At 57.8% G+C, this 23,381-nt stretch carries 35 protein-coding genes; 25 read left to right on the top strand and 10 right to left on the bottom strand.

The genetic code is table 11. From position 1 onward, the window contains the following. Positions 1–8: 8 nt before the first annotated feature. From CFI10_RS07290 to CFI10_RS07250, 9 genes are read right to left on the bottom strand one after another with little or no spacing between them, the layout of a single operon-like run. Complete coding sequence (locus tag CFI10_RS07290) at positions 9–635, bottom strand: DUF3164 family protein (protein ID WP_206840975.1); 627 nt, start codon at positions 633–635, stop codon at positions 9–11. After that, entirely contained in the window at positions 632–904 is a 273-nt protein-coding gene (locus tag CFI10_RS07285; protein ID WP_206840973.1) for a hypothetical protein, read from the bottom strand. The genes CFI10_RS07290 and CFI10_RS07285 overlap by 4 nt, the downstream gene beginning before the upstream one ends. Further along, positions 901–1,170 (bottom strand): hypothetical protein, encoded by a 270-nt coding sequence (locus CFI10_RS07280; protein ID WP_206840970.1) that lies wholly within the window; start codon positions 1,168–1,170, stop codon positions 901–903. Before CFI10_RS07280 ends, CFI10_RS07285 begins: the two co-directional genes overlap by 4 nt. 1 nt (position 1,171) lies before the next feature. Next, positions 1,172–2,338, bottom strand: coding sequence for an ExeA family protein (locus CFI10_RS07275; protein ID WP_206840968.1), 1,167 nt, complete (start codon positions 2,336–2,338; stop codon positions 1,172–1,174). 5 nt (positions 2,339–2,343) lie between these two features. After that, positions 2,344–4,107 (bottom strand): DDE-type integrase/transposase/recombinase, encoded by a 1,764-nt coding sequence (locus CFI10_RS07270; protein WP_206840966.1) that lies wholly within the window; start codon positions 4,105–4,107, stop codon positions 2,344–2,346. Next, the gene (locus CFI10_RS07265; RefSeq protein WP_206840964.1) at positions 4,104–5,105 is read right to left on the bottom strand and encodes a coiled-coil domain-containing protein; all 1,002 of its coding nucleotides are present in this window, start codon (positions 5,103–5,105) and stop codon (positions 4,104–4,106) included. The genes CFI10_RS07270 and CFI10_RS07265 overlap by 4 nt, the downstream gene beginning before the upstream one ends. A 1-nt stretch (position 5,106) precedes the next feature. Beyond that, a complete protein-coding gene (locus CFI10_RS07260; protein ID WP_206840961.1) occupies positions 5,107–5,502 on the bottom strand; it encodes a hypothetical protein in 396 nt (131 codons plus the stop codon). Then, positions 5,447–5,752: a helix-turn-helix domain-containing protein gene (locus CFI10_RS07255; protein WP_206840959.1), complete on the bottom strand. Its 306-nt coding sequence runs from the start codon at positions 5,750–5,752 to the stop codon at positions 5,447–5,449. Before CFI10_RS07255 ends, CFI10_RS07260 begins: the two co-directional genes overlap by 56 nt. A 2-nt stretch (positions 5,753–5,754) precedes the next feature. Beyond that, complete coding sequence (locus tag CFI10_RS07250) at positions 5,755–6,222, bottom strand: hypothetical protein (protein WP_206840957.1); 468 nt, start codon at positions 6,220–6,222, stop codon at positions 5,755–5,757. Positions 6,223–6,342: 120 nt separating this feature from the next. Between CFI10_RS07250 and CFI10_RS07245 the strand changes: the two genes are divergently transcribed. Then, positions 6,343–6,582 (top strand): hypothetical protein, encoded by a 240-nt coding sequence (locus tag CFI10_RS07245; RefSeq protein ID WP_206840954.1) that lies wholly within the window; start codon positions 6,343–6,345, stop codon positions 6,580–6,582. 45 nt (positions 6,583–6,627) lie between these two features. Here CFI10_RS07245 and CFI10_RS07240 read toward each other — a convergent pair whose 3' ends face one another. After that, on the bottom strand, positions 6,628–6,846 hold the full coding sequence (locus CFI10_RS07240; RefSeq protein ID WP_206840952.1) for a DNA-binding protein: 219 nt from the start codon (positions 6,844–6,846) through the stop codon (positions 6,628–6,630). Positions 6,847–7,042: 196 nt separating this feature from the next. Between CFI10_RS07240 and CFI10_RS07235 the strand changes: the two genes are divergently transcribed. The 24 genes from CFI10_RS07235 (at position 7,043) to CFI10_RS07120 (ending at position 23,275) form a co-directional block, all read left to right on the top strand. After that, positions 7,043–7,528 (top strand): hypothetical protein, encoded by a 486-nt coding sequence (locus tag CFI10_RS07235; RefSeq protein ID WP_206840950.1) that lies wholly within the window; start codon positions 7,043–7,045, stop codon positions 7,526–7,528. A 13-nt stretch (positions 7,529–7,541) separates the two neighbouring features. Beyond that, on the top strand, positions 7,542–7,991 hold the full coding sequence (locus CFI10_RS07230; protein WP_206840948.1) for a hypothetical protein: 450 nt from the start codon (positions 7,542–7,544) through the stop codon (positions 7,989–7,991). Positions 7,992–8,004: 13 nt separating this feature from the next. Then, positions 8,005–8,361, top strand: a complete 357-nt coding sequence (locus CFI10_RS07225) for a hypothetical protein (RefSeq protein WP_206840946.1) — start codon at positions 8,005–8,007, stop codon at positions 8,359–8,361. A gap of 49 nt (positions 8,362–8,410) precedes the next feature. Continuing rightward, positions 8,411–9,085: a hypothetical protein gene (locus CFI10_RS07220; RefSeq protein ID WP_206840944.1), complete on the top strand. Its 675-nt coding sequence runs from the start codon at positions 8,411–8,413 to the stop codon at positions 9,083–9,085. A gap of 14 nt (positions 9,086–9,099) precedes the next feature. Further along, complete coding sequence (locus CFI10_RS07215; RefSeq protein ID WP_206840942.1) at positions 9,100–10,053, top strand: hypothetical protein; 954 nt, start codon at positions 9,100–9,102, stop codon at positions 10,051–10,053. A 103-nt stretch (positions 10,054–10,156) separates the two neighbouring features. After that, positions 10,157–10,489, top strand: a complete 333-nt coding sequence (locus CFI10_RS07210) for a putative holin (protein WP_206840940.1) — start codon at positions 10,157–10,159, stop codon at positions 10,487–10,489. A 2-nt stretch (positions 10,490–10,491) separates the two neighbouring features. After that, complete coding sequence (locus tag CFI10_RS07205; RefSeq protein WP_206840937.1) at positions 10,492–11,145, top strand: transglycosylase SLT domain-containing protein; 654 nt, start codon at positions 10,492–10,494, stop codon at positions 11,143–11,145. Beyond that, positions 11,139–11,540: a hypothetical protein gene (locus tag CFI10_RS07200; protein ID WP_206840935.1), complete on the top strand. Its 402-nt coding sequence runs from the start codon at positions 11,139–11,141 to the stop codon at positions 11,538–11,540. Before CFI10_RS07205 ends, CFI10_RS07200 begins: the two co-directional genes overlap by 7 nt. 116 nt (positions 11,541–11,656) lie before the next feature. Continuing rightward, a complete protein-coding gene (locus tag CFI10_RS07195; RefSeq protein ID WP_206840933.1) occupies positions 11,657–12,022 on the top strand; it encodes a hypothetical protein in 366 nt (121 codons plus the stop codon). Further along, positions 12,009–12,320 carry a hypothetical protein gene (locus tag CFI10_RS07190; RefSeq protein ID WP_206840931.1) on the top strand — a complete coding sequence of 104 codons (312 nt, stop codon included), beginning with the start codon at positions 12,009–12,011 and terminating at the stop codon, positions 12,318–12,320. The genes CFI10_RS07195 and CFI10_RS07190 overlap by 14 nt, the downstream gene beginning before the upstream one ends. Before the next feature lie 10 nt (positions 12,321–12,330). Next, the gene (locus CFI10_RS07185) at positions 12,331–12,933 is read left to right on the top strand and encodes a phage protein Gp27 family protein (RefSeq protein WP_206840929.1); all 603 of its coding nucleotides are present in this window, start codon (positions 12,331–12,333) and stop codon (positions 12,931–12,933) included. Continuing rightward, positions 12,933–14,369, top strand: a complete 1,437-nt coding sequence (locus tag CFI10_RS07180; RefSeq protein WP_206840926.1) for a phage terminase large subunit family protein — start codon at positions 12,933–12,935, stop codon at positions 14,367–14,369. Before CFI10_RS07185 ends, CFI10_RS07180 begins: the two co-directional genes overlap by 1 nt. After that, complete coding sequence (locus CFI10_RS07175) at positions 14,363–15,952, top strand: DUF935 domain-containing protein (protein ID WP_206840924.1); 1,590 nt, start codon at positions 14,363–14,365, stop codon at positions 15,950–15,952. Before CFI10_RS07180 ends, CFI10_RS07175 begins: the two co-directional genes overlap by 7 nt. Beyond that, positions 15,952–17,202 carry a PBECR2 nuclease fold domain-containing protein gene (locus tag CFI10_RS07170; protein ID WP_206840922.1) on the top strand — a complete coding sequence of 417 codons (1,251 nt, stop codon included), beginning with the start codon at positions 15,952–15,954 and terminating at the stop codon, positions 17,200–17,202. The genes CFI10_RS07175 and CFI10_RS07170 overlap by 1 nt, the downstream gene beginning before the upstream one ends. A 91-nt stretch (positions 17,203–17,293) precedes the next feature. Beyond that, positions 17,294–17,866, top strand: a complete 573-nt coding sequence (locus CFI10_RS07165) for a phage virion morphogenesis protein (protein ID WP_206840920.1) — start codon at positions 17,294–17,296, stop codon at positions 17,864–17,866. Between the two features lie 281 nt (positions 17,867–18,147). Further along, the gene (locus CFI10_RS07160) at positions 18,148–19,164 is read left to right on the top strand and encodes a phage protease (protein WP_206840917.1); all 1,017 of its coding nucleotides are present in this window, start codon (positions 18,148–18,150) and stop codon (positions 19,162–19,164) included. 11 nt (positions 19,165–19,175) lie between these two features. Further along, positions 19,176–19,583, top strand: a complete 408-nt coding sequence (locus tag CFI10_RS07155; RefSeq protein WP_242530151.1) for a hypothetical protein — start codon at positions 19,176–19,178, stop codon at positions 19,581–19,583. Between the two features lie 14 nt (positions 19,584–19,597). Next, a complete protein-coding gene (locus CFI10_RS07150) occupies positions 19,598–20,500 on the top strand; it encodes a Mu-like prophage major head subunit gpT family protein (protein WP_206840915.1) in 903 nt (300 codons plus the stop codon). A 35-nt stretch (positions 20,501–20,535) separates the two neighbouring features. After that, positions 20,536–20,850: an HI1506-related protein gene (locus tag CFI10_RS07145; protein ID WP_206840913.1), complete on the top strand. Its 315-nt coding sequence runs from the start codon at positions 20,536–20,538 to the stop codon at positions 20,848–20,850. Next, entirely contained in the window at positions 20,847–21,350 is a 504-nt protein-coding gene (locus CFI10_RS07140) for a gp436 family protein (protein WP_206840911.1), read from the top strand. Before CFI10_RS07145 ends, CFI10_RS07140 begins: the two co-directional genes overlap by 4 nt. Beyond that, a complete protein-coding gene (locus tag CFI10_RS07135; protein WP_206840909.1) occupies positions 21,347–21,802 on the top strand; it encodes a phage tail terminator protein in 456 nt (151 codons plus the stop codon). Before CFI10_RS07140 ends, CFI10_RS07135 begins: the two co-directional genes overlap by 4 nt. Beyond that, positions 21,799–21,996, top strand: a complete 198-nt coding sequence (locus tag CFI10_RS07130) for a DUF7210 family protein (RefSeq protein WP_206840907.1) — start codon at positions 21,799–21,801, stop codon at positions 21,994–21,996. Before CFI10_RS07135 ends, CFI10_RS07130 begins: the two co-directional genes overlap by 4 nt. An 11-nt stretch (positions 21,997–22,007) precedes the next feature. Beyond that, entirely contained in the window at positions 22,008–22,763 is a 756-nt protein-coding gene (locus tag CFI10_RS07125) for a phage tail tube protein (protein WP_206840905.1), read from the top strand. Then, positions 22,763–23,275 (top strand): DUF6631 family protein, encoded by a 513-nt coding sequence (locus tag CFI10_RS07120; RefSeq protein WP_206840903.1) that lies wholly within the window; start codon positions 22,763–22,765, stop codon positions 23,273–23,275. The genes CFI10_RS07125 and CFI10_RS07120 overlap by 1 nt, the downstream gene beginning before the upstream one ends. Positions 23,276–23,381 lie beyond the last annotated feature (106 nt).

The following is a 23,381-nucleotide window of genomic DNA, read 5'->3' as shown; positions in this document are numbered from 1 at the left end:
TGGAACTCCTAAAGCTTGGCCAGATCCAGCGGAATGGCTCGCCACTGGTCCGATTGCCCCACACGCTCATACAGGCGGATGTAGGTCTGGCTGCCGGTGATCTGGATGCTGTCGGCAATGGCGGTCATGGCCTGATTCCACTGTTCATCGTCGATCGACAGGCGACGCAGGCCCAGCACGCGGCCGGTGCTGATGTTGCCTTCCTTGTCGACCTGGAAGGCATGCTCCACCAGCGCACGGATCTCGGCGGCACTGCCCTTGGCCCAGCGGTGGATGCACTGATCAATCAAGGCTTTGGCGGCTTGCAGGCGTTCGTCAAAGCTGATGCTTTCCTGAATGGCTCGCTGCAGCTTGTAGCGGCCATCGAAGCTGACCAGGGTGACGTTGCCCTTCTTGCCCCCGATCTGGACGCCATACTTCTCGGCGGACAGGTCGATAAAGGCTTCCACATCGCCCAAGGTGTTCATCTTGAAGTCGCGCATTGCCTGCTGCAGTTCCAGCGCCTTGCGGGTGATTTCGTGCACCAGCTCATGGCGCACCATGTCGATATCGCTGATGGTTTCGACCGGCACCAGGTGGCCGGCGCTGTTTTTCATGTACCCCTCGGGTATGTGTTGCTGTACGGCGTGGTTCATGCGGCATCTCCTGTCTGTTCCAATTCGTGTTCCGGTACCGGCCAGCCGACCAGCTCGCGCCAGTCGCCGGTATGGTTCTCAACAACGCGGGTTAATATGGCGCGGGTGGTGCGGCCGTTGTCGTAGCGTTCCAGGTTGCGATTGACGTAATCCTCGGTGACGATCAGGGCCCGGTGTGGGTCGGTGGTGTCCGACTCGCTGCCTACGCCCCAAAACACCAGCTGCTGTTGCATGCGGGTCTGTGCCAGATTGATGATGTGATAGCTCACGCATATACCTCCCAGCTGATCTGGCAATCGGCCAACAGCGCTACCTTCTCGACACTGCGGCGGCCATTCACGATAGAGCGCCGGGTCCAGGCTGATTCGAGATGCTGGCAGCCATAACCAGGCATAATGCGGATGCACGGGCGCTCACCAATTTTATCGATGCTCACCACTGTCAGGTTCAGCGCTTTCAGCTGATTAACAGCCAGTTGAGTTTTGGCCAGCTGCTCAGTAATCAGCTGGTTTTGCAGATCCTTCTTATTTGACATGTCACACCCCCTTCACGAGGTCAGCGGTCAGTTTCGGGATGCCGAGCTGGGCCGCTTCATTCAGCGCCGCCGTCACGACGTTATGTACGGCCAGGGGGTACAGCGCGGAGAACCCCTGTCCGGTAAGTTTGTTGCGCAGCGCCTCAATCGCGTCGGCGTCCATGACCTGGGCAAGGTCAACACCTGCCAGCTTGAAGCGATGCTGTAGATAGCCTTCCAGGTGAGTATCCAGTGGGCGCAGGGTGACAACTTCGCAACGCTGCACGATCTCGCGCACACGCGGGTTGCGTTCGTCCAGGCGGCGGCCCAGCTCGGTCTGGCCGATTAGGATGATGGAAAGCAGCTTGTTGAAGCCGTCTTCCAACTCATAGAAGCGTTTCAGGTGCTTGAGGGTGGCGATCGGCATGCCGTGGGCCTCTTCGATGATCAGCACATGGCGGTTACCGGCGCGGAAGCTCTCCAGCAGGGCTTCATGGCACTGGCGGAATCGCGCTTCAGAGCTGGCCTTGATCTTGTCGCCAGGTGCCACCGCTCGCATGATCGCCTCTGCGATGTGGCCAGCCTTCAGCGTTTTGCCACGCTCGTCGGACTCCTCCATGCCAAGCACGTAGGGCTCAATCAAGATGATCGGATCATGCTCATTGGCTGCCCAGGTGGCCAAGTCCTTGCGCAGGGTCGACTTACCGGCACCCGACTCACCCACGATCGCCATGAAGGTGCCAAACTTGGCCCCGACACGCATGGACTCACGCACATAGCGGATATCGTGCGTCAGATAGACCTCTTCAGCAGCGCGCACCTCGGCGAACGGGTCACGGAACAACCCGAAAATGCGCTTGGTATCTGGTTTCAGGGTCTGTTTGCGTAGTAGCATCATGCTCTCCAAGTTATGCTCTTGCTCAGCGTTTGGGTTATGGCTTGGGGCCGTCCTCTGGGTTGGAGCCAGAGGACGGTTTTCAAACTCGAACAGCCCTTTTTCCTGATAAGGCTGCAGGCCATTGGCACGTAGGATGTCGATGATTTCGGCCTGAAAATCCTCAACGGTTCGTGACTTGGGCCACTTGTTGTAACGCACCAGCTGCGTAATCGTTGCTGGAGACAGGTGTACCTGCCGGGCCAGGTCAGACTTGGAAAAGGCCAACGAACTCAGCACTCGATCGAGTCGCATTGACATCATTCACCTCCAACCGCTCTGAGCGCTGTCGGTTTGGATCGGCGCATGGCGGCTTCAATGCCGGGCAGGTCATCCTCGGTGATACCCTCTGGATAACGCTGAACCAGCCAGTTGTAGTGTTCGCCCGTCCATTCATCCCCCAAGCGATCGCGCAGGCGGCGGGCGGCTTCGACATGGTTCAGGCGCAGCGCCTGAACGGTTGGGGCCTGCACATCAAGCTCAGTACCACGCTTGGGCAGGTAATCGGGCAGCTGGGTATCGGTAATCGGTTTCATCGGGTCCAGCTGACCCGCAAAAGGTGTAGCGCCACGCTTGCGCTTATCGGCGGCCTCGGCATCGCTCTCAGCGCCCATGGAGAAGCGTTCTACCTCTTTGCGATTGGTTTCCAGCGCGGTATCGGCATGGCTGCGGAAGGTCTCGCCGATCACGGGTGCATCCATCGGGAAACCGTATTCGTTGAGTTCCTGTGCCTGTACCAGCTGCACAATCTCGCGGCCGTCCTCGTTTTTGTAGAGCACGCCAGCCACATCCTCGTGCCAGGGGTTACGCATCACCTCCAGCTGCATGCCCACCTGAACGCCGGGAATACCGGCGACGGAATACGCTCGGCCACGGAAACTCACCTCCAGTTGTACCGACACCTTGCGCACCTCTGGCTTACTCATGGCTACGGCGCGAATCACCTGGGCATCAGGTGCAATGATCAGCTGGTCGGCTCGGATCGTCTGCCACACGGCATAGCGGGTTTTGCCGGTACGGCTGTGCGTTTTGGTACCGTTGAACCAGGTCATCCACTGCTCGACGGCGGCATTCAACTCATCCAGGCTGGTGGGCGGATGCGCCAGAAATTTCAGCCGATGCTCGAACGAGCGCTCGACGATATCGTTGGCCTTTTCCACCTGGCCTTTGGCCCAAGGCTGTCCCGGTACGTTCACCTGCAGGTGCATACCCAGCGCCCGGCAGGCGTTGCGAAACACCGCACCGGTGTTGGCGCTGCCGGGGTCGACCATCACCACCTGGGGGATGCCGTGGAACGGGTCACCATCGCGCTTGATCGCGGCGCGGATAAAGGCGGTCAGCAGGTTGACGCCGCTCTCGGCGCCCAGAACGTAGTGCACAAAGATCACGCCACTGGTGTGGTCGGTGATGACGTAACGCCAGACCCGCTCCTTCTCGATGCGGCGGATATTGCCCGGTTTGTTCTTGTAGAACTTGGCTTCGTCCATCACCTGCAGGGCTTCACCGGCCTTGGTGGGCAGGTAGTAGAGCACGCACAGCGAGGGGTCGATCTGCCACACATGGTTTGGATGCTTGCTGGCCAGCACCTGCTTGGGGCTCGGGCGGCGCAGCTGCTCCGGGTGCAGGTTGTACTGGTACAGAGCACGGTTGATGGCCGACAGCGATAGCGGGCAGAACTCGCCGGTCTCATCATCCACCCGGCCGGCCTCGATCTCACCGTTGGCGCGCAGTACCTCCACCGCATCCTCCAGGGAGGACAGGCGCTTACCATTCTTGCGGCGGCTGTCCATCATGTAGGCCGAGATCGCCTTGGCGTCATCACGTGATAAGGCGCTCTGTCCGGCGTCTTCGCGGCGCTTACGGGTACTGGGCCGGATCTCCGACAGCTTGCGTAACAATGTGTGGATACTCACGCCCAGTTGCTCGGCAGCAGAGGCATAGATCTCCGTCTTGCCGCCATGACCGGCCTGTTCGGCACGTTGTGCCACGTCGAGCAGGAACTGCCCCTGTGCCAAGGTGTTCATTGCACTGTCCTCTCCGCATCAATGACCTGACCGTCCCACTGTTCGCCATCCAGATCCGGGTCGGTTGATGGCTGCCAGGCCACCATGCCCAGCTGCTCACGCAGGTACTCGGTGGCTTCACTCAGTTGGTCCAACTGCCCGCGCAGCCAGTGGCCGACATCCAGCTGGTGGTCGTTGGCGTGGGCTACCACCTGTTCCAGCGGTGCTACCAGCTGGCGAATAGCGGTTTCGGTATCGAACAACAGGCTGTTGGCTTCCTCGCGCAGTTGCTGGCTCTCTTCGTCCGGCGGCAGGCGTTCCAGGCGTTTACGGCTAACCTGTTTCTCAAGGTCCAGAATTTTGGAGGTTTTGTCAGAGACCACCTCTTCGAGTGCCTGCTTATCTGCATGGGCGTCGTCACGTTCTTTGGTGAGCTGCTCCTTTTCCTGGGCGAGTTGCTGTTTCTCTCGGGTGTGTTTGCTCACTAGGCTGTCGACCAGTTCGGCGATCTGATCTTTGTCATCGCACTCACGGGCCTGCTGGATCAGCGCAATATCTTCATCTGGCAGCTTGCGCAGGGTTCGCATCTTTCCAGGGCCGATACCGACCTGGCGCATCGACTCAAACAACTCTTCGCCGAAGGCATTGAGGTTCTGCAGATCGAGGTCGATGGATTCGACAGAACGCCCCTCAACCAATCGGCAGTAGTCAGCCCAAGTCGTAATATTGCGAGTTTCTCCATCGATGCTGATCTGTAACCCTTTGTATTCTTTGGATTCCTTTATTTTTTGCAGATCAACCAGATTCGTAACGTTACTGATTTTCTCGAACATGGTAAGAATCTGCCGGCGGCCAATACGCTGGTTAACAGCCGCGTTCTTGTGCTGCTGCTCTTCACTGAACGCATTCTGCAAGGCCGCATTCTTGTTCTGCAGGTCATGCACTGCCTGCACGGACTGAGCATCAAGCTCCAGTTCGTGGTTCTCTTCTTGTGTGCCAACTGTGCTATCGCGATCCATATCAGTGCACCTCCACGCCAGGTTCAGTCAGTTCCATATAGCGGTCCAAAAGTCCGTCTATTCGCATTGTTTTCAATGACTGGGTGGTCGTTTTCCCTTCACGGATCAACAATTCAAAACGATCAGCAATCTGTATCAGCAGCGCGGTGAGCAAGGGGTTTTTGAACTCAGGGTTATGTTCACCCAAAAACTTGATGTCATGGTTTTGGGCCATCTCACGCACCGGATTGCCTTGCATCACCAGCGCCATCATGTGCTGGTTAAAGGCTGCCTCGGCCATGCCCAAAATCTGCATAGTTTGGTCTTGCGGTGATTGACTCTTTGTTTTCATAAACCCGTCCTTATCGACTGCCAGCAGCAATGCGCTGGGTAAGTTCGTTGATCCGATCAGAGCCATGGCTCAGCTCATTGGCGGTCCGCTGGGCGATCTGCAGCAGTGCCACGCTGGGGGCAAAGCGGCCGTTGTCCAGCTTCACCGCAAACCCCTCGGCGATCAGCGTGGCCATAATGCGGGTGACACCACTGGCCGGGATCTTCAGCGACTGTGCCAGCTCGGTATTGCTGACCCCATCCAGCGTGTGACCTGACAGCGCCTTGATGGCCCTTAGGTGCTTCACCCCGGTATTGCTGACATAACTGTCTGCCATCGTTAAAACTCCAGTTGTGGTTGAGCGTGTTGCTGCACATTGCCGCGGTGCCAGGCCAGTGCCTGCATGGCGTTCTGGATGCCGGCCAAAGTGTCTTCGGCTTCGGCGTTGCCGGCGTAGAACTGCATCAGCAGGCCGGTAACTTCGTGCAGCCGTGACTGCAGCTCCTGGATATCCTCAGCTGTGGCCTGACGCCCTGACGGGATCTCGACCAGCAGCTTGCCGGTATGCGCGGCCATCCAACGGGTGACCAGATTGATGCCGCAGGCCTTTTCAAACGGGATGATCTGCGTAGCCGGAATGCGGCCGGTCTGAATCCACTTGTACAGAGTCCAGTGATCCTCAAGCCCCATCTCGGTTGCGATGCGCTCGACACTCATGTTGTGCCGTTCACGCGCGTGCTCCTTGCAGCCTTCCAGGGCGCGGCGGATGTTGCTGGGTTGGTAGTGCTTCCAACGTCTGGCGCTCATTGGAACCTCGTATTTCCGTGCGGCTGTTGCCGCGTCCAAACAAAAAAGGTTTTTGCTATAGGTAAAACCGTTTCAAATTCGCTAGGCTCTTCGGTACATTGACTAACCGAGGGCGCGGCTATGACGACCGATGAGCGTTTGCTGAAATTGGAAGGCCAGGTACAGGCATTGGCCCAGGCATGGCTCCATTTGGCGGCTGCATCCGAAGCTGCCGGCGGCCATAACCCAGATGGATTGAGCAGCGCGCTACAGCAGCGACGATGGCCCGATGCGGCTTTCGAGCCTTATGCGCAAGCGATGTTGTCAGGGTTGGTTGACCAGCTTGAGCAGGCACGTCAGCACCGATTACCGGAGCGTTAATGGGGAAGCCGTATGCGTTGTAGAGATCAGTCATGATTCAGCTCCTCAAGCTGCTGCGTGTTCAGGGCTGGCTGGGCACTTGAGGCCCAGCTTGACGGCGATTTCATGGGCCTTGCCGTATTTGGCTTTATCGAACCCGTTCAAAACGCGATAGACAGCGTTGCGGGTGTAGCCGTGGTCTTTGGCCCACTGAGTGATCGTGATGCCCTGATCTTGTAGCTGGGCTTTGACTTCATCAGGGGTGAGTGCTTTGCGCTTGGTCATGGGATCCTATGCCTCGTGCTCTGTTAATGATGTTTTGCATTTGTTGGGTTCATATTAGGTTTGATTTTCAAACTCGTCAATAAAAAAGAGGGATAGTTTGATAAAAACACTTATCCGGACCGTCATGTCCGCCTGTTCATTGAGCCAACAGGACTTGGCCGATCTAACGGGATCTAGCTTGAGCCGTGTCAAGGCTATGTCTTCTGGTCGCGTGGCGAAGCTCAAGCCTGAAGAAATCAGGGCGTTGGTCCAAAAGCTTAATATCCGAGCCGAGTGGCTTGTGACCGGTGATGGCCCGATGTTCCGCTCTGATGGTGAACAGGAATTAGAACGTCGGCTGGGTGCAGTGGCTGGCGCTACTGAGAAGGCTCAGATGGATGGACTGAGCGCTGATGAGCAAGCCCGTGTACAGATGCTTTTGACTGGGCTTGAAATCGGCAATGCAGACCTGGTGCGGCAGGCTCTGAATGTGTTGTCGGCAGATGAGCAGCAATTGATCGAAAACTACCGACAGAGCGCGCCGGAAGGCAAAAAGGCCCTGCGCTCAACGGCCAGCGTGTTCGCCAAGAGTGGTGGCAAAATGTCAAACAAAGGCAGCATCATTGATAACGGGGGCGATACGTCGTTCAGCGTTTCCGGCAATGGCAATACTGTAGCGGGGCGTAATTTCATCAAGAAGTAAGGATGGATATGACATGGAATTGGAAATTGAGGGAAGCAATAACCAGGTGGCAGCAAGGGATCTTTATCAGATCCACAATGTACCGGGGCGGCTTTTAACCAAGGATGAGCGGAAAGAGTTAAACAGCCGCGTCCAAATGCTTGCCGAAGAGTATGGCGAGCCCCCTTGGGAGACTTGGCGCCTCATACATCAGGCGATCGGTGTGGAGGGGGTAAATCAGCTGCATATCGAGCATCGAGACCAGGCGCATTTTATCCTTGGTTTGCTGGAAGAACGCTGCAGCTTGAAGCACCAGTTAGCTGGCGGAACACCGCCTGAGACAGATCTTTCAGACGAGCCCTCTACGCTCGAAGATAGGGTTTCAAAGGGTGGTGTTGTCACTTGGATGGCTGAATTCCCTGAGTATGCCGGGCTGCTGTTCATAATGGGAATGACCGCAGGTTTGGCGCTGCAAATGATCTAAGGAGGGAAACATTATGCGAATCATAGGCTTGATTCTTGTGGCAGTGGGCATCATTGGAGCCGCCTACGCCCTAAACTTCAACACGTCAATTAGAGTTGGTGGGTCCTTAGTCCACAACTTCGAGCTGGCTGATAAGCAGCTTCTGATCGGGTTGTTTTCAGGTGCTGTCTTCATCTCAGGCACCGTACTGTTTGGACTGGGAGAAATGATCCGTGCTTTTGTTGCTGTTAATTCTGCAGCAGATGGTACGGATGCCAGCTCAAGCGTTCCGTTTTATTACCGATACGACCCGCAGCTCCTCGGCATGATGGGGTTGGTAGCCTTAGCGGTATGTGGTGCGGTCGTTTGGGTGTTTGCCGGCCAGTCATAGGGTGTACCGGTTGATGCAGGCACTGAAATCAGTGATCTAAGGAGGGAGTATGAATGTTTTAAGGGTAATCACCTGTATCGGAGCCGGCCTAGTTCTTGCTGGCTGTTCCGGCGTTGGTGTCAGTGTCAAACTCAATGGAGCAGATGTGACCAGTCGTAGTTTTGACAGCCCTGAGATTGGACGCGTGGTAACGGCTGGGGTCGGTGAGCAGATGTTAAGTAAAGGCTTGGTTTATGAGCAAACCGTGTTGACCATTTCTAAGCCAATCGGTGGCGCACAATACCAGATTCACCCGAGCCAATATCCGCAAATTGGGTACGATGATAAGTGGACGTTCTATTCTGCTGCTGGTGTCACACGCATGTCACTGGCGGACCCGATCACCGCGCTTGGTGTCCCAAAGGGTAAACCTCAGACCGTATGCACAATCTCCCCGATATTTGGGACTTCCACATGCTACAAAGGCAGCTACAAGATCGAGAAGCGTAGCATTGTAGGTAAAGAGTCATTTCAGCAGACGTTGCTCTATAGCGGTCGAGTTGGCAACAAAATCAATATCAGCTACCGCGAATTCAGTAACAGCATGGCGCGGCCCGCATTTAATAATGAGGTCGAATACGATCTGTCGGTGTCAAATGTGATTGGCTACAAGGGTGCTTCAATCGAGGTTATCAACGCAGATAACAGCAGTATCACTTACCGGGTAGTTAGGAATTTTAGATAGGGAGGTTGTTTATAGTGTCAGCTGAATTGAGCTTTGAGCATGTTGTGTACTACGGTACAAGGGAGCCGTTACCGATAAAGGATGTTGTTGAATCCTTGATCGGCATGGATAAAATAGCCACCACATTTTTGGCAGATGCCTATAGTCGTCTGCTTGGTGCTGAGGTCCTGACAGTCAACGCCCTGGTAGAGGGGCTTGAGGAAGGCTCGTTTATAGAGCGTTTCTTGCTTCGGCTGACGTTCAAGGACGAAGCAAGCATGGACGCAGCCGCGGATAAGCTCCGCAATTTGGCGATTGGTGCATACCATAAACTACCAGGAGGTGGTTATCCCGTGATCAAAGCCACAGTCGTTTCGGGCGTGATAGCGGCATTGATTGCAACTGGAACTGTATATGCGATCAATGCGGCCCAGCCTGCAGGATCGAACCCTTCAGTTTCCATCAACTTGCAAGATAGCCCGGTCATTGTGATTGGTGCTGAGTCCTACAACATGACTCCTCAAGAGTTTATGACCATTGTTGAGTCTGTTGCTGCCAGAGATCGAAAAAAGCTGGCTGAAAACTCGGTTAAGGTGGTTGCACCTGCTAAGCGTGAGCCGGGCGGTAGCTCGGTGCATATTGGCGAAGGTACCAATATTCCAGCCATGGACGCGGATATCGTCACACAGGCCCCTGCTGTCTTTTCTATGGAGCCAGACGAGATTTCGGAAAGCTACGATGATGTGGATTTGGAAATCCGTGCCACCGATCGAGATAGTGCCTCACGTGGCTGGAGTGGTGTCATACCACACCTGACAAAAACGAGGGTCAAATTGCAGCTTGCTGATGCAGTTGATCCACATCATCTCGCTGGGCGATTTACGGTACGGGCGAACGTTATCGTTCATTACCGTTACTCCACTGCAAAAAAACAATATATCCCCAACCTGATAGAAGTGCTGTCACTCGTTGAAGAAAGCGCACCTTAATCTGCATGTCTGAAAAGGGGGTGATTTTGCCCCTGTTCAAATTACTCCCTACCTGATCGGCGTCATGCTCTGACTGTATCCACAACAGTCAGAGGACGCCGACATGCTGCAAAACCTGCTCTCAAAACTTTCCATTCCCCGCCTGGTTGTCTGGCTGGTCGTCAGCGTTGTGCTGTTGGCTGGGATTTCTGTGATCAGTCCGCAGCAGCTGCCGGTAGTGCTGTACAAAATAGCGCTGGTCACCATCGCCGCCGTGTTGGCCTATTGGCTGGATCGCACTCTGTTTCCTTATGCACGGCCACATAAATTCATTGCAGCGGCAGCGCAGTCCGACGGTGAGTGTCATCGACTGAACTGGCAGCAGGCAGCCTTTGCCACCCTCCGCCGCGCTCTGATCGTCCTGGCCTGTGTGCTGGGCCTGACGCTGGGGCTGTGACCATGGACTGGCTTGCAAAAGTCTGGGGCAACGTCGAAGCGCCGGCCTGGGCGCTGTCCATTCTGGCTTTGCTGGTCTTGATCGTCAGCTGCCAGCCTGCCGAGGCATCCACCATTCCGGCCGTCGCCAAGCAGTACCAACGCACGCTGACCCGCAGTGCTCATGCGTATTGGGGGCTGGACGCGCCCATTGCGACCTTTGCCGCTCAGATTCATCAAGAGTCCCGTTGGATGCCTGATGCAGTCAGCCCGGTGGGTGCTCGGGGCATGGCGCAGTTTATGCCAGGCACCTCAGCGTGGATGGCCGAACTCTACCCCGATGCGCTGGGCAGTAATCAGCCGATGAACCCCGGCTGGGCGTTGCGTGCATTGGTGATTTACGACCGCTGGATCTACGTCAGGGTGCGGGCGGCAGATGAGTGCAATGCCATTGCCATGATGCTGAGTGGTTATAACGGCGGCTTCGGCTGGGTACAACGCGATCAACGCCTAGCGTCGGCTGAGGGGGCCGATCCTGCCACGTGGTTCGACAGCGTTGAGTACCACACCCGCCGAGCCGATTGGGCGCGCAAGGAAAACCGCCAGTATGTGCGTCTGATTCTGCTGCGCTGGGAACCACTCTACAAGGCCGCAGGCTGGGGGACTGGATCATGCTGATGCCCAGCGCCAAGACAGTCTCACTGGCCCTTGCCGCCCTGATTACAGGTGCGGCGGGCGGCTACTGGGTGGGGCGAGATCACGGGGCGCTCGAAGTACAGGCCGCCGCCGACAGCCAGACGGTCGCCAGCTTCACATCGCTGCTTGAACAACACGCACAGCAGGTACGGGAGGCCAATGCCGCCAGCGAGCGGCTTAACCGCCTGATTGCACAGCGCCAAACCCACGACGACTCGACCACACAAACACTCAAGGAGGTGCTGCATGAAACGGCTGCTCTGCGTGCTGATTGCCGCTTCGACGACCGCGTCATGCGCGAACTCACCGACGCCCGTAACCGCGCCGCCAAAGCCGCAGCCAGCGGTCTTGACGGTACCGTGCCCACCACCGATTGAACCGGGCGATGGCAGCCCCGACGCGGCTGCAATCGCGTTGAAGATTTTATATGACCAGTACGGCCTCTGCGCGGGTCGTGTGTTTGAACTGATACACCGCTTACAGGGAGATGAAGATGGAGGCAATTGAGCTGCGGGATGTGATCAGCCTGGTGGCTGTCGTGCTCACGTTGATCGGGGGCTACTGGGCGCTGGCCAAGTATGTAGGACGGCTCTTTACACAGCAGCTCGATAGCAAGTTCGAGGCGCTGAATCAACGATTGAACCGAATCGAAGAAAGCGAGCAACGCAACCATCACGCCGTGACCAAGGTGGAACGTGACCTGATGGAGCTGCGGGCTCAGCTGCCCGAAAAGTACGTGCGCAACGAAGACTACATCCGGGGGCAAAGCCGTTTGGAAGCAAAGCTGGACAGTCTGGCGAGCAGGCTGCAAACCACACCGTTGCATGGGCTGGTAGGAGGTCAAAATGCAGCAAATTGATATGGAACGTGTACGCCGTGAATCGATGCGCTGGCTGATTCTGCTGACGCTGAACAACGCTCGTCCGATCGGTGCCTTCGAGCACCTGGTGCTGTCGGTGGTGCGCAGTGAATATCCGGATGCCACACCGCTGGAGCTGCGCAAAGAGATCGATTACCTGTTCGATCGCAAAATGGTTGATGTCGACAAGAAACCGGACGGCCGCTGGCATTGCGACCTGACCAGCCTCGGTACCGATATCGCTGAATACACAGTCGACTGCCGCCCAGGCATCGCCCGCCCTGAGAAGTACTGGTGAGGTGCGCAGGATGAGTGAGCACGACGAATCCATGCCTTTGATCGCTCGACCGGGGCGCTCATCCATCGCACGCCTGCCCGACGAGGTGAAGCGCCACATTGAGCAGCGTCTGGTCGAAGACCGCATGACACTGGATGAACTGATCGCTGACCTGCAGGGCCGGTTTCCAGAACATGCCGAAGAGTTGCCCAGCCGAAGCGCTGTGCACCGTTACGGCCAAAAGCTGGAGAAGCGCTTATCCGCCATTCGGGCCAGCACCGAAGCGGCTAAGATTATCCGCGCCCATGCCGGTGACCGGGAAGACGCCCGTTCTGAGGCACTGACGGCCATGATCCAGTCTGAGCTGTTCGAATCGATCATGTCCCTGCAAGAAGCTGACGCTGAAGAGGTCGATATCGCGCAGCGGATCGGCCTTCTGTCGGATGCGGCCAAGAACATCGCCACCCTGACACGCTCCAGCGTGACGCTGAAGAAGTACCAGGAAGATATCGCCGAGGCAGCCCGGCAGGAGCTGCTGCGGGAGCAGAAGGAGAAGCTGGCGGCCATGCCGAGCAGAGGTGGTGTCACCGAAGACACCAAACAAGCCATTCGCGAAGCGCTGGGGATTGGCTGATGTCTGCGCCGATTAAGGGTAACGCGAAGGTTGTGCCGGCCAACCCGGACGCCATCTTCCTGCCGTACCAATCCAAATGGATCACCGACTCCAGCCGCCTGAAGCTGATGGAAAAAGGCCGTCAGATCGGCCTGTCCTGGTCGACCGCTTACGCTTCCGACGAACGCACCGCCGCACAGGGCGCACGGTTCGACCAGTGGGTCAGTAGCCGTGACGAGTTGCAGGCGCGTCTGTTCATCGAAGACTGCAAGATGTGGGCGAAGATCATGAACATGGCCGCCAACGACCTGGGCGAGGTGGTCGTCGATCCCGAGAAGCGGATCTCTGCCTATGTGCTGGAGTTCGCAAGCGGTCGCCGCATTCACAGCATGTCGAGCAACCCGGATGCACAAGCCGGTAAGCGCGGCAGCCGTGCCCTGGACGAATTCGCCCTGCACCCGGACCCGCGCAAGCTCTGGTCCATCGCTTATCCGGGTATCACCTGGGGCGGCATTCTGGAAGTGATTTCTACGCACCGAGGCTCGCACAACTTCTTCAATCAGCTGATCCGCGAGATCAAAGAGAATGGCAACCCCAAAGGTATCAGTCATCACCGCGTGACGCTGCAGGACGCACTGGATCAGGGTTTTCTGTTCAAGCTGCAGCAGATGCTACCAGCAGGTGATGAACGCCAGGATATGGACGAAGCTGCGTATTTCGACTTCGTTCGCTCCGGCTGTGCCGATGAAGAGTCCTTCCAGCAGGAGTACATGTGCAACCCGGCCGACGATGATGCGGCCTTCCTTGAATACGACCTGATCGCGGCCGCTGAATACCCCGGCGGTACCGACTGGCAACAGTTCGAGAGTGGTCGCCTGTTCATCGGCGTCGATATCGGCCGCAAGAAAGACCTGACCGTGCTGTGGGTGATCGAGAAGCTGGGCGATGTGCTCTACACCCGCCATGTCGAGTGTCTGCAGAACATGCGCAAGTCCGAGCAGGAAGCCGTGCTCTGGCCTTGGTTCGCCAAGGCTGATCGCATCTGTATCGATGCCACCGGCCTGGGGATCGGCTGGGCCGATGATGCCCAGGATCAGTTCGGTACCTATCGGGTTGAAGCTGTGACGTTCACCACCGCTGTGAAAGAGCAGCTGGCATATCCGATCCGCTCCGGTATGGAAGACCGCAAGATCCGCATTCCCCACGACCCCAAGATCCGCGCCGACTTACGGCAGGTGACAAAACAGGTCACCGCTGCCGGCAACGTGCGGTTCACCGCCGAGCGTACGCCGGATGGTCACTCGGACCGTTTCTGGGCACTGGGGCTTGCGATTCATGCGGCCAGTGGTCCCGCCACTTCGATTGAGTTCATTCCAGCCCCACCGTCCGGCCGCTGGTCATCCGGCGATGACTGGGACGAAGACGATTACACAGTACAAGGAGGCCGAGCATGGTAAAGATTCCAGGGTTTATGCGCCGTTTGTTCGGCGATAGTCAGCAGGCACTTAAAGAGAACCAGACCGGCGATGCCCGAGTGGCTCAGCTGAAGCGCGAGTTCGCTGAACACCCCAGCCGGGGCCTGACGCCGGCACGCTTGCACGAGATCCTTGAGGCCGCCGAGCAAGGCGATTTGAAGGCGCAGAGCGAGCTGTTTGAGGATATGGAAGAGCGTGATACCCAGATCGGGGCCGACATTGCCAAGCGCCGCCAGCTGGCCGCTGAACTGGAGTGGCAGATCGTGCCGCCAGACAATGCCAGCCGCCAGGAGAAGAGAGCCGCCGATCAGGCCGCCGAGGCCTTTGCCGGCCTTGAAGTAGAAGATCTGATCATTGATCTGGGGGCTGGCATCGGCCACGGTTGGGTCAACCTGGAACAGTCCTGGGCATTGGATGGCAGCCTGCGTTTTGTCGAGCAGCCTGAGCTGCGCCCACATAGCTGGTTTCGCTTGCACCCGGATGACCAGAACCTGATTACCCTACGTGACAACAGCGCTCAAGGAGCCGATCTTTGGCCGTTGGGCTGGGTGCAACACCGTCACCGTGCCAAACCGGGTTATGTAGCCCGCAGTGGCCTGCACCGTCAGCTGGCCTGGCCATACCTGTTCAAGCATTTCTCGGTCTCTGACCTGGCCGAACTGTTGGAAATCTACGGATTGCCAGCACGTATCGGTAAATACCCCAGTAACGCTAAACCGTCTGAGAAAGCCACGTTGCTTCGTGCCGTCACCAGCCTTGGGCACAACGCTGCCGGCATCATCCCCGAGGGCATGAGCATTGAGTTCATGACGGCGGCGGGTGCCGCTGGTGGAGCTGACATGTTCAAGCTGATGCTGGACTGGTGTGAACGCTCCATCGCCAAATCCATCTTGGGCGGAACGCTGACCAGCGGTACCGGTGAAGGTACCAACACCAACGCATTGGGCAATGTACATGAGCGTGGTCAGGCCAGCCTGATTCGGGCTGATGCACGCCAGTACGCAGGCACCATCAAGCGCTGCATGCTCTGGCCGATGGCCGCCATGAACTTCGGCATCGACGATATCCGTCGGGCGCCCCAGTTCTACCTGGAAACCGAAGAGGCCAAGGACTATGCCGCCCTGTCACAGTCGTTGCCGACCTTTGTCGATATGGGGATGCGGATACCGGTCTGGTGGGCACATGAGAAGACCGGCATACCGGAAGCTACCGAGAAAGATGAAGTACTGAAGCCTGCCGTCCAGCCTTTACCCACTGAGCCTGTTGCCTTGGGCGCCACCCGACAGGCCCCGATCGCGGCCCTGCGAGCGGATATACCACCAGCTACCCAGCCACCAGCTCAGATGCAGGAACAAGCGCGTGCAGCGGCAGAACCGGCACAAACTGAATGGATCAACCAAGTGCGAACCTTGGCGAATGAGGTGGGCAGCCTTGAAGAACTGCGCGATCGCTTGCTGACGGTGTATCCCAACCTGTCACTGGATCGGTACGCTGAGGCGCTGGCTGAAGCCGGTGCTGCTGCTCATCTGGCGGGCATGAATGAGATCAAAGAGGAACAGTCCTGATGCCCAGCGTGTCCTATGGCTCGGTGCCGTTCCCGCAGCAGATCGACTTTATTCGGCAGAAGCTGAACATCCCGACGCGCCACTGGACCGATATCTACACCCAGGAACATGACTGGGCGTTTATGGTGGCCGGCGCCAACCGCGATGCGATCGTGGGCGACTTCCGCGAGTCCATCGAACGCATGATCACTGACGGCGGCACCCTGGAAGACTTCCGCAAGGATTTTGACAACATCGTTTCAAAACACGGCTGGGACTATAACGGCGGTCGCAACTGGCGCAGCCGGGTGATCTATGAAACCAACCTGTTCAGCAGCTACAACGCGGGCCGGTTCGAACAGCTGTGGAACGACCGCGACACACTGCCGTACTGGCAATACCACCATAACGATTCCGTTACCCACCCGCGTGAGCATCACCTGGCATGGGATGGTCTTATCCTGCGCGCCGATAACCTTTGGTGGAAGGCGCACTTCCCGCCGGGTGGCTGGGGTTGCCAGTGCTATGTCACCGGCCTGTCGGAGTATGACATCCAGCAACAACAGCTAAAGTTGGGCGATGCCCCGGCTGAGAACTGGCAAACGGTCGAAATCGGCCAGCGCAGCCCCAGCGGCCCCCGCAACGTACGGGTGCCCGAGGGGATCGATCCCGGCTTTGAGTACACCCCCGGCCGTGCCCGTTTACAGAGTGCTATTCCGCCTGAACGCCCTGAGCCACCGATCTCTGGCTCGACCGGTGGCCAGGGTTTGCCCAATACCCGCCCCAATGCGCCATTGCCTGAGCCACGTCCGGCCAACCCGGACCAGCTGCTGCCCGAAGGGTTGACGCAGGAAGAGTACGCCCGTGCCTTCCTGCAACCGTTTGGAGCCGACCTGGATAGCCCTGTTGTATACCGTGACGTGATTGATGAGCGCCTGGTGATGGGTAAGGATCTGTTTACCGATCGCAGCACTGGCGCTTTGAAAGCCGACAAACGTGGCCGTGGCAGCTACTTGCCGTTACTGGCCGAAGCCGTGACCGATCCGGATGAGATCTGGGTCCGCCTGGAATGGCACCATGCCCAGAAGAAAGCCATTGTTCGCCGCCGCTATATCGCCCAGTTCAGCCTGCCGAATCAGATCTTGCCGGCGTTGGCCGTGTTCGAGATTGCAGCCGATGGGTGGAGCGGGGTCACCGTGTTTCAGCCCGATGCTCATGACATCGACGATATGCGGGTGGGTGTCAGATTGTACAGCAGAGATGAGGAGTGACCGCAGGCCGGCACCTGCGGTCCCGCGATGCTTGGCGGCCCAATTGCCGGGGGCGTATTCATCGCGGTTAACCCAATTATAGGAGAAAACCATGGCCGGTGCGCGTATCGATATCGAGCTGAACAACCAGTCTGCCAGTCGTTCATTAACTACGGCATTGGAGGCGCTGGAGAACCCACGGCCGATGCTGGCCAACATTCGTGAATACCTGACCCGTACCCATCGAAAGCGTTTCAGTGATCAGCGTGCGCCCGATGGTACGCCTTGGGCACCACTTTCGCCTCGGTACCGAGAGCGCAAGAAGCAGAATTCTGACAAGACTCTGGTGTTGCGCGGCTACCTGATGAATACGTTGCGGGGTGTGATTGATGATGAAGGTCTGGCCTTCGGTACCGATCGCCCCTACGGTGCAGTGCATCAGTTTGGCGCCGAGATCCAACACCAAGCACGGGATACCACCCTGTACTTCAAGCGCAATCGGGACGGGTCTGTCGGCAGCCGGTTCGTTAAACCTGGAAAATCTGACTTCGCCCAAAACGCGAACATCGGTGCGCACAAAACCAAGATCCCGGCACGCCCCTGGTTGGGAACCAGTGACGAGGATAACAACGACCTGCTGGCTATGGCGCGTGATTACCTCGCCAGGGCGGTATCCAGTCGATAATACCACCGACCGCCTGAGCGCCTTTCTAAGCCCCTGACAGGCGCTCAGGGCTACAACCACTGCCACCAGCCCTCAAAAAGGCCGTCACAAGGCCATTTTCGCTTTTATAAAAAGGATTGCGTGCCAGTCCTGACCTGCATTTGCTGTTTCAGAGCTGAAACACCCCGTCTGCAAGTTTTGCCCCCGTTCAAATTACACACCGGGTCACTCCGCTTAGGCTGACTTCGAACGCAGTAAAAACGCATTTGAAACCAGTCACCCTGACCGGAGCGAGTCATGTAATGAAAAAGCTGTTGATCGCCGCCTGTGCTCTGCAAGTCATGCCCAATACCGATGTGGTGCGCCTGATGCCGGGTGGGCGCTTTGAAGCGCCTCGTGGCGCACTGGCCGGATCTGGGCCCTGGAACCTGACGGAGACCCGTGCGCAGCAGATCATATCCCTGGCGGCTGCCCGCAGCACCGATATCGCCATTGACTATGAACATCAAACGCTGCTGGCAGACCAGAATGGCAAACCTGCACCAGCAGCTGGTTGGGTGGACCGTAACAGCCTGCAATGGCGTGATGATGGATTGTATGGCCGTGTGACCTGGACGGCAGCTGCCAGCCAGGCGATCAATGCGGATGAATACCGCTATCTCTCTCCTGTATTTCCCTATGACCAGAACGGCGAACCGCTGGACATCCTGCATATCGCCCTGACGAACACCCCGGCTATCGATACCGCCGTTCCTGCATTGGCAGCGGCGCGCATGGCCTCAACCGAATCCATCGAACCTGAGGAGGACAGTATGGATAAAGCGAAATTGCTCAAGGCGCTGGGCCTGGAAGACGGCGCCACCGACGAGCAGATCGAGGCAGCTATTGTGGCACTGAAGTCCTCTGCCAAGGATGCAAAAGACGAGGTGGCCGCACTCAAGGCAACTGCCAAGCCGGATATGTCCCAGTTTGTGCCTGTAGCGGTACTCAATGAGGCCAATCAGCAGCTGGCCGCGCTCAAGGCCGGTAATGAAACCGCCGAGCTGGATATGCTGATCAAGCAGGGCTTAGACGATGGACGTATCGCGGGCCAGGCAACAGCTGACTGGCTCAAGCAGCAGGGACTTGCGGCATGCAAAAACTACTTGCAGGACGCTCCGGCTGTGGCCGCCTTGAAAGGGGCCACTCAGACCAATGGCAAGCCGCCGGTGCCCGAGGCTAAGCCTGACGCACTTTCCACAGAAGAGCTGGCTGTTTGTAAGTCGATGGGGATCACCCCTGAAGCCTATCGTGCTGCCAACCCTGTTCAGGCCCATTAAGGAGGTGATCCGTGACTGCACTGACCAAAGAACGTAACACCCCGGAGCGCCTGAATAAGCGCTGCAACGACCCAATGGCCGCAGCCGTCGTGATTTTTGCCGGTGCGCTGGTGGTGCTGGATGCCAGTGGCAATGCCACGAAAGGGGTCACTGGCACTGGGCTGACTGCACGAGGGGTTGCTATGGCCACCGTCGATAACAGCGCCGGCGCCGCAGGGGCTGAGTCGATTGAGACAGAGAAAGGCACCTGGCGTTTTGAAAACGATGGCACCGACACGGTCGATCGCACCCATATCGGGGGCACGGCTTACATCGTGGATGACCAGACGGTCGCCGCGACCGATGGCACCGGCACCCGCAGTGCCGCCGGAAAAATTGTGGATGTCGATGATCTCGGCGTCTGGGTTGAGATCGCATAACCGAGGAGAACACCATGGATCTGACATCTGCCAACTTGCAAGCGCTTTTCAAAGCGTACAAAACCCACTTCCAGCAGGGCTTCGACTCACTCGGTGATGACGGTTCGCTGTTTGAGCAGTTCTGTACCGTTGTACCGTCCACCACGGCCGTTGAGGTGTATCCCTTCCTCAAGTCGCTGCCGCGTATGCGTGAGTGGCTGGGCGACCGGGTTATTCACTCCCTGGAAGGCGGTGACTTCAGTATCAAGAACCGCAAGTTCGAACTCACCGAAGGTGTCGAGCGCGACGCCATTGAAGATGATACCTACGGCCTGTATGGGCCGGTGTTCAACGAGTTCGGCCGCTCCAGCCGCGAGCACCCCAACGAACTGGCAGTCGAAGTACTGGAAAGCAACCCGACCTGCTTTGATGGTCAGCCGTTGTTCGATACCGACCACCCAGTGCTGAATGCTGCCGGCAAGGAGGTGTCGGTCAGCAATGATATGGGCGGTACCGGTGATGCCTGGTACGTGATGGACCTGAGCCGTGCCATCAAGCCGATGGTGTTCCAGAAGCGCCGCGATTATGACTTCCGCTCCATCACCAACCTGAACGACAGCGAAGTGTTCATGAAGGACAAGTTCCTGTTCGGGACCGATGCGCGTGTGAATGCAGGACCGGGGCTGTGGATGCTGGCGGTTCGCTCCAAGCAGGAATTCAATGCGGCCAACTACAAGGCAGCACGCGAACGCCTGCAGGCGATGAAGGGTGACCATGGGCGTCCGCTGGCATTGCGTCATACCCACACCATGGTGCCATCCACCATGGAGGGCGCAGCGCGCAAAGTCGTGCAGAACCTGCTGGCGGCCGGAGGTGAGACCAACGAGTGGGCCAACACCTCCAAACTGATCATGAACCCCTGGCTGGCGACCGCGTGAGCGGCGCCTCCCCGGCCTTGATTGAGGACTAAGCGATGGCAGCACCTAAAAGCACAAGCGGACGCCGTAATGCCACTTCAAAGCCCCCCGAACCGGCAACCCCGAACACCACCGAACAGAGCTCGGCCAAGGATGCGCCGGAAGCGAAAGCAGCGACTGAAGACGAGATCGAAGGCATCTGGGTACGCTCGGTGAAAGCCAGTTTCCGCCGTTGCGGCATGCGCTTTACCCGCGAAGGGTTTGGTGTCGCGATGGAGGAACTTGAGGAGGGCCAGTTGGAGACCCTGGAGCAGGAACCGAACCTGGTTGTTGAGCGCGTAACCTTCACCGACGAGCGGATGACCCGATGAGCTACATCACTTCTGATCAGCTCGCCAAGCGCCCCGGTGCCCGAGAACTGGCCCAAATTGCCACTCCTGAGCACGAGGCTGTGGTCGATTCCGAGCTGATGGAAGCGACCCTGACCGGTGCCGATCGCTCGACCTGGTCAATCGAAGAGATCGAGGTTGCCGATGAGGCGCTGGGCACCATTGAAGATGCCATGGCAGATGCCAAGTCGGTAATCGATGGCTTCCTGGCCCGGCGAGGCTACTTGCCGCTCAACCCGGTGCCGCCGATCGTGACCACCTGGGCACGCGCCATTCTGCGCTACATGCTGCACAAGGACCGTATTGGCGACAGCAAGGATGACCCCATCGTGCGCGACTACAACGATGCCATGCGGCTGCTTCAGTTGACGGCTGACGGCAAGTTCAGTCTGGGGGCTGATGATCCTATACAGACTGAAGGCGCTGATTTGGATGTGCAATTCTTGTCGGATGGGCGCGTATTTGGGAGGGGGTGTGTATGAACGAACCCCTCGACACCACTCCCATACAGCAACGCCTGCGCGACCAAGTGCCTGGCTTGATTGGTGGCGTGGGTGGTGCAGCCGAATACGGCGCGGTCAAAAGCATACGCGACTACCGTCCCGGCAGCGCCTATGTAGTGCTGGCAGCAGAGCGTAACCCGCATTCACCCGACAGCCCTGAAGGCAACCGGCGCCGGGGTGTCAACCAGGCGCTGTGTACCTTTGGTGTCATCACCGTATCCCGCAACGCCAGAGGGCGAACCGGCGACGAAGTGATGCAGGAGATGCGGCCGTTGATTGGTGCTGTACGAACCGCGCTGATTGGCTGGGTACCTGAAGAGTCATTGCAACCGATCGCCTGGTATCAGGGCGATGTGATGGAGTATGACGCCAATACATTGCTCTGGATTGATGTATTCACGACCACTCATTACCTCGGAGACACCGCATGAGCACCCCGAAACCTACACCTGCAACCGTTGAAGTGGTCCTCTTGAAGGATCATACCCACAACGGCAAACGACTGAAGAAAGACGCGAAGATTAAGGTCACCGCCTCGCAGCGGGCGTTCTTGATCAAGCGTGACATCATCGCCGCCGACGGTCCGGAACCGGCCAAGGCAACCACCACGAAAGCCAAGGGCTAAGGGGGTAACCAATGAAAGATTTTTCACTGCAGGGCAAAGTGTTCCTGGCGGAAAACGTGAACGGCAAGCCCAGGTCTGCCCGCTGGGTGGGCGATGCGCTGTTGAAGACGCAGTTCACCGCCAACGAAGAGAAGCGCCAGGAGTCCTACTCCGGCCAGCGCCGTACCAGTGCGACCCTGCAAACCGGTGTTGAAGCTAACTTTACCCTGACCTTTAACTACGGTGAGCCGGAGAACTTCGCCATCGGCTTGGGCGGTACGGTGAATACCGTGGCTTCGGGCAGCGTAACCGGTGAAGTGCTGCCTGCGGATCTGGTGGCGGGTAACTTCGTGGCCTTGGATGAGGTCGATATCAGCAATGCCGTGCTGGAAGACTCTGCCACCACGCCAGTCACCCTGACTGAAGGCACTCATTACCGCATTGAAAATGCCAAAGGCGGCATGATCGAGATTCTTGATCCTGCTGCGCTGACTCAGCCGTTCAGTGCAGCCTATGACTACGGAGCGCGTAAGGATATTGCGATCGCCACTGAGACCTCCATTGAGCGTTACCTGATCGTGGTGGCCCAAAATACCGTGCGCGGAGCCAAGGATCTTACCCGTGTTGAACTGTACAGGGCGAAGTTCAACATGACGAATGAAATTGATTTTCACGCCACCACCATGAGTGGCCTGGAAGTAAGCGGTACCCTGTTGAACGATTCCCACAACGAGGTCGATCCTGAGCTGGGCGGCTATGGCCGTATGCTGATGCCGGGGGCTGCCTGATGGCTCGGCTGACCGATAAGCCGCAGTCGGTTGAGGATCACCAGAGCGATCTGGAGATCCTCAACCCTGAACGCCAGCTGCGTATTCAGGGTGAACTGATCACGGTGCGGGAATACGGTTTTGTCGAAGGCTTGAAGATCCGCCCGATCGCCCAGCCGTTTATCGATAGCCTGGGTGAGCTGTTCAGGTCTGGAGGCTTGAGCACTGATGGGGTGATCGACGTGGTGGCTGAGCATCTTGATGCCGTGCTGCAGCTGGTCGCCACGGCCGCCGATGTGGACCGAGCCTGGATCGAGCAGCTCAACGATGCCGACGGCCAGGCATTGCTGATGACCTGGTGGGGTGTAAACGGCCCTTTTTTCGTGCGCGCGCTGCAGACGCGGGCGATCACGGATCTGCTGGAAGCGCAGCGAAAAGCCGTTCAGGCCTCCGCTGGGCCGACATCTATGCCGACCTCATCGCCAACGGACACGACGTCGACCGCATCGGCCGCTACACCGAACGCCAGCTGATCCTTCACCACAACGCCGCCTTGCGTCTACATCGACGCAGGCGCGCCGACAGGCTTGTTGATACCAACCTGGCAACTTGTGGCGGTGATGAGGCTAAGAAACTGCT

The organism is Marinobacterium iners (assembly GCF_017310015.1).
In the GTDB taxonomy this organism is placed as follows: Bacteria; Pseudomonadota; Gammaproteobacteria; order Pseudomonadales; family Balneatricaceae; genus Marinobacterium; species Marinobacterium iners.
This window is presented reverse-complemented; position numbering and strand designations above follow the sequence as displayed.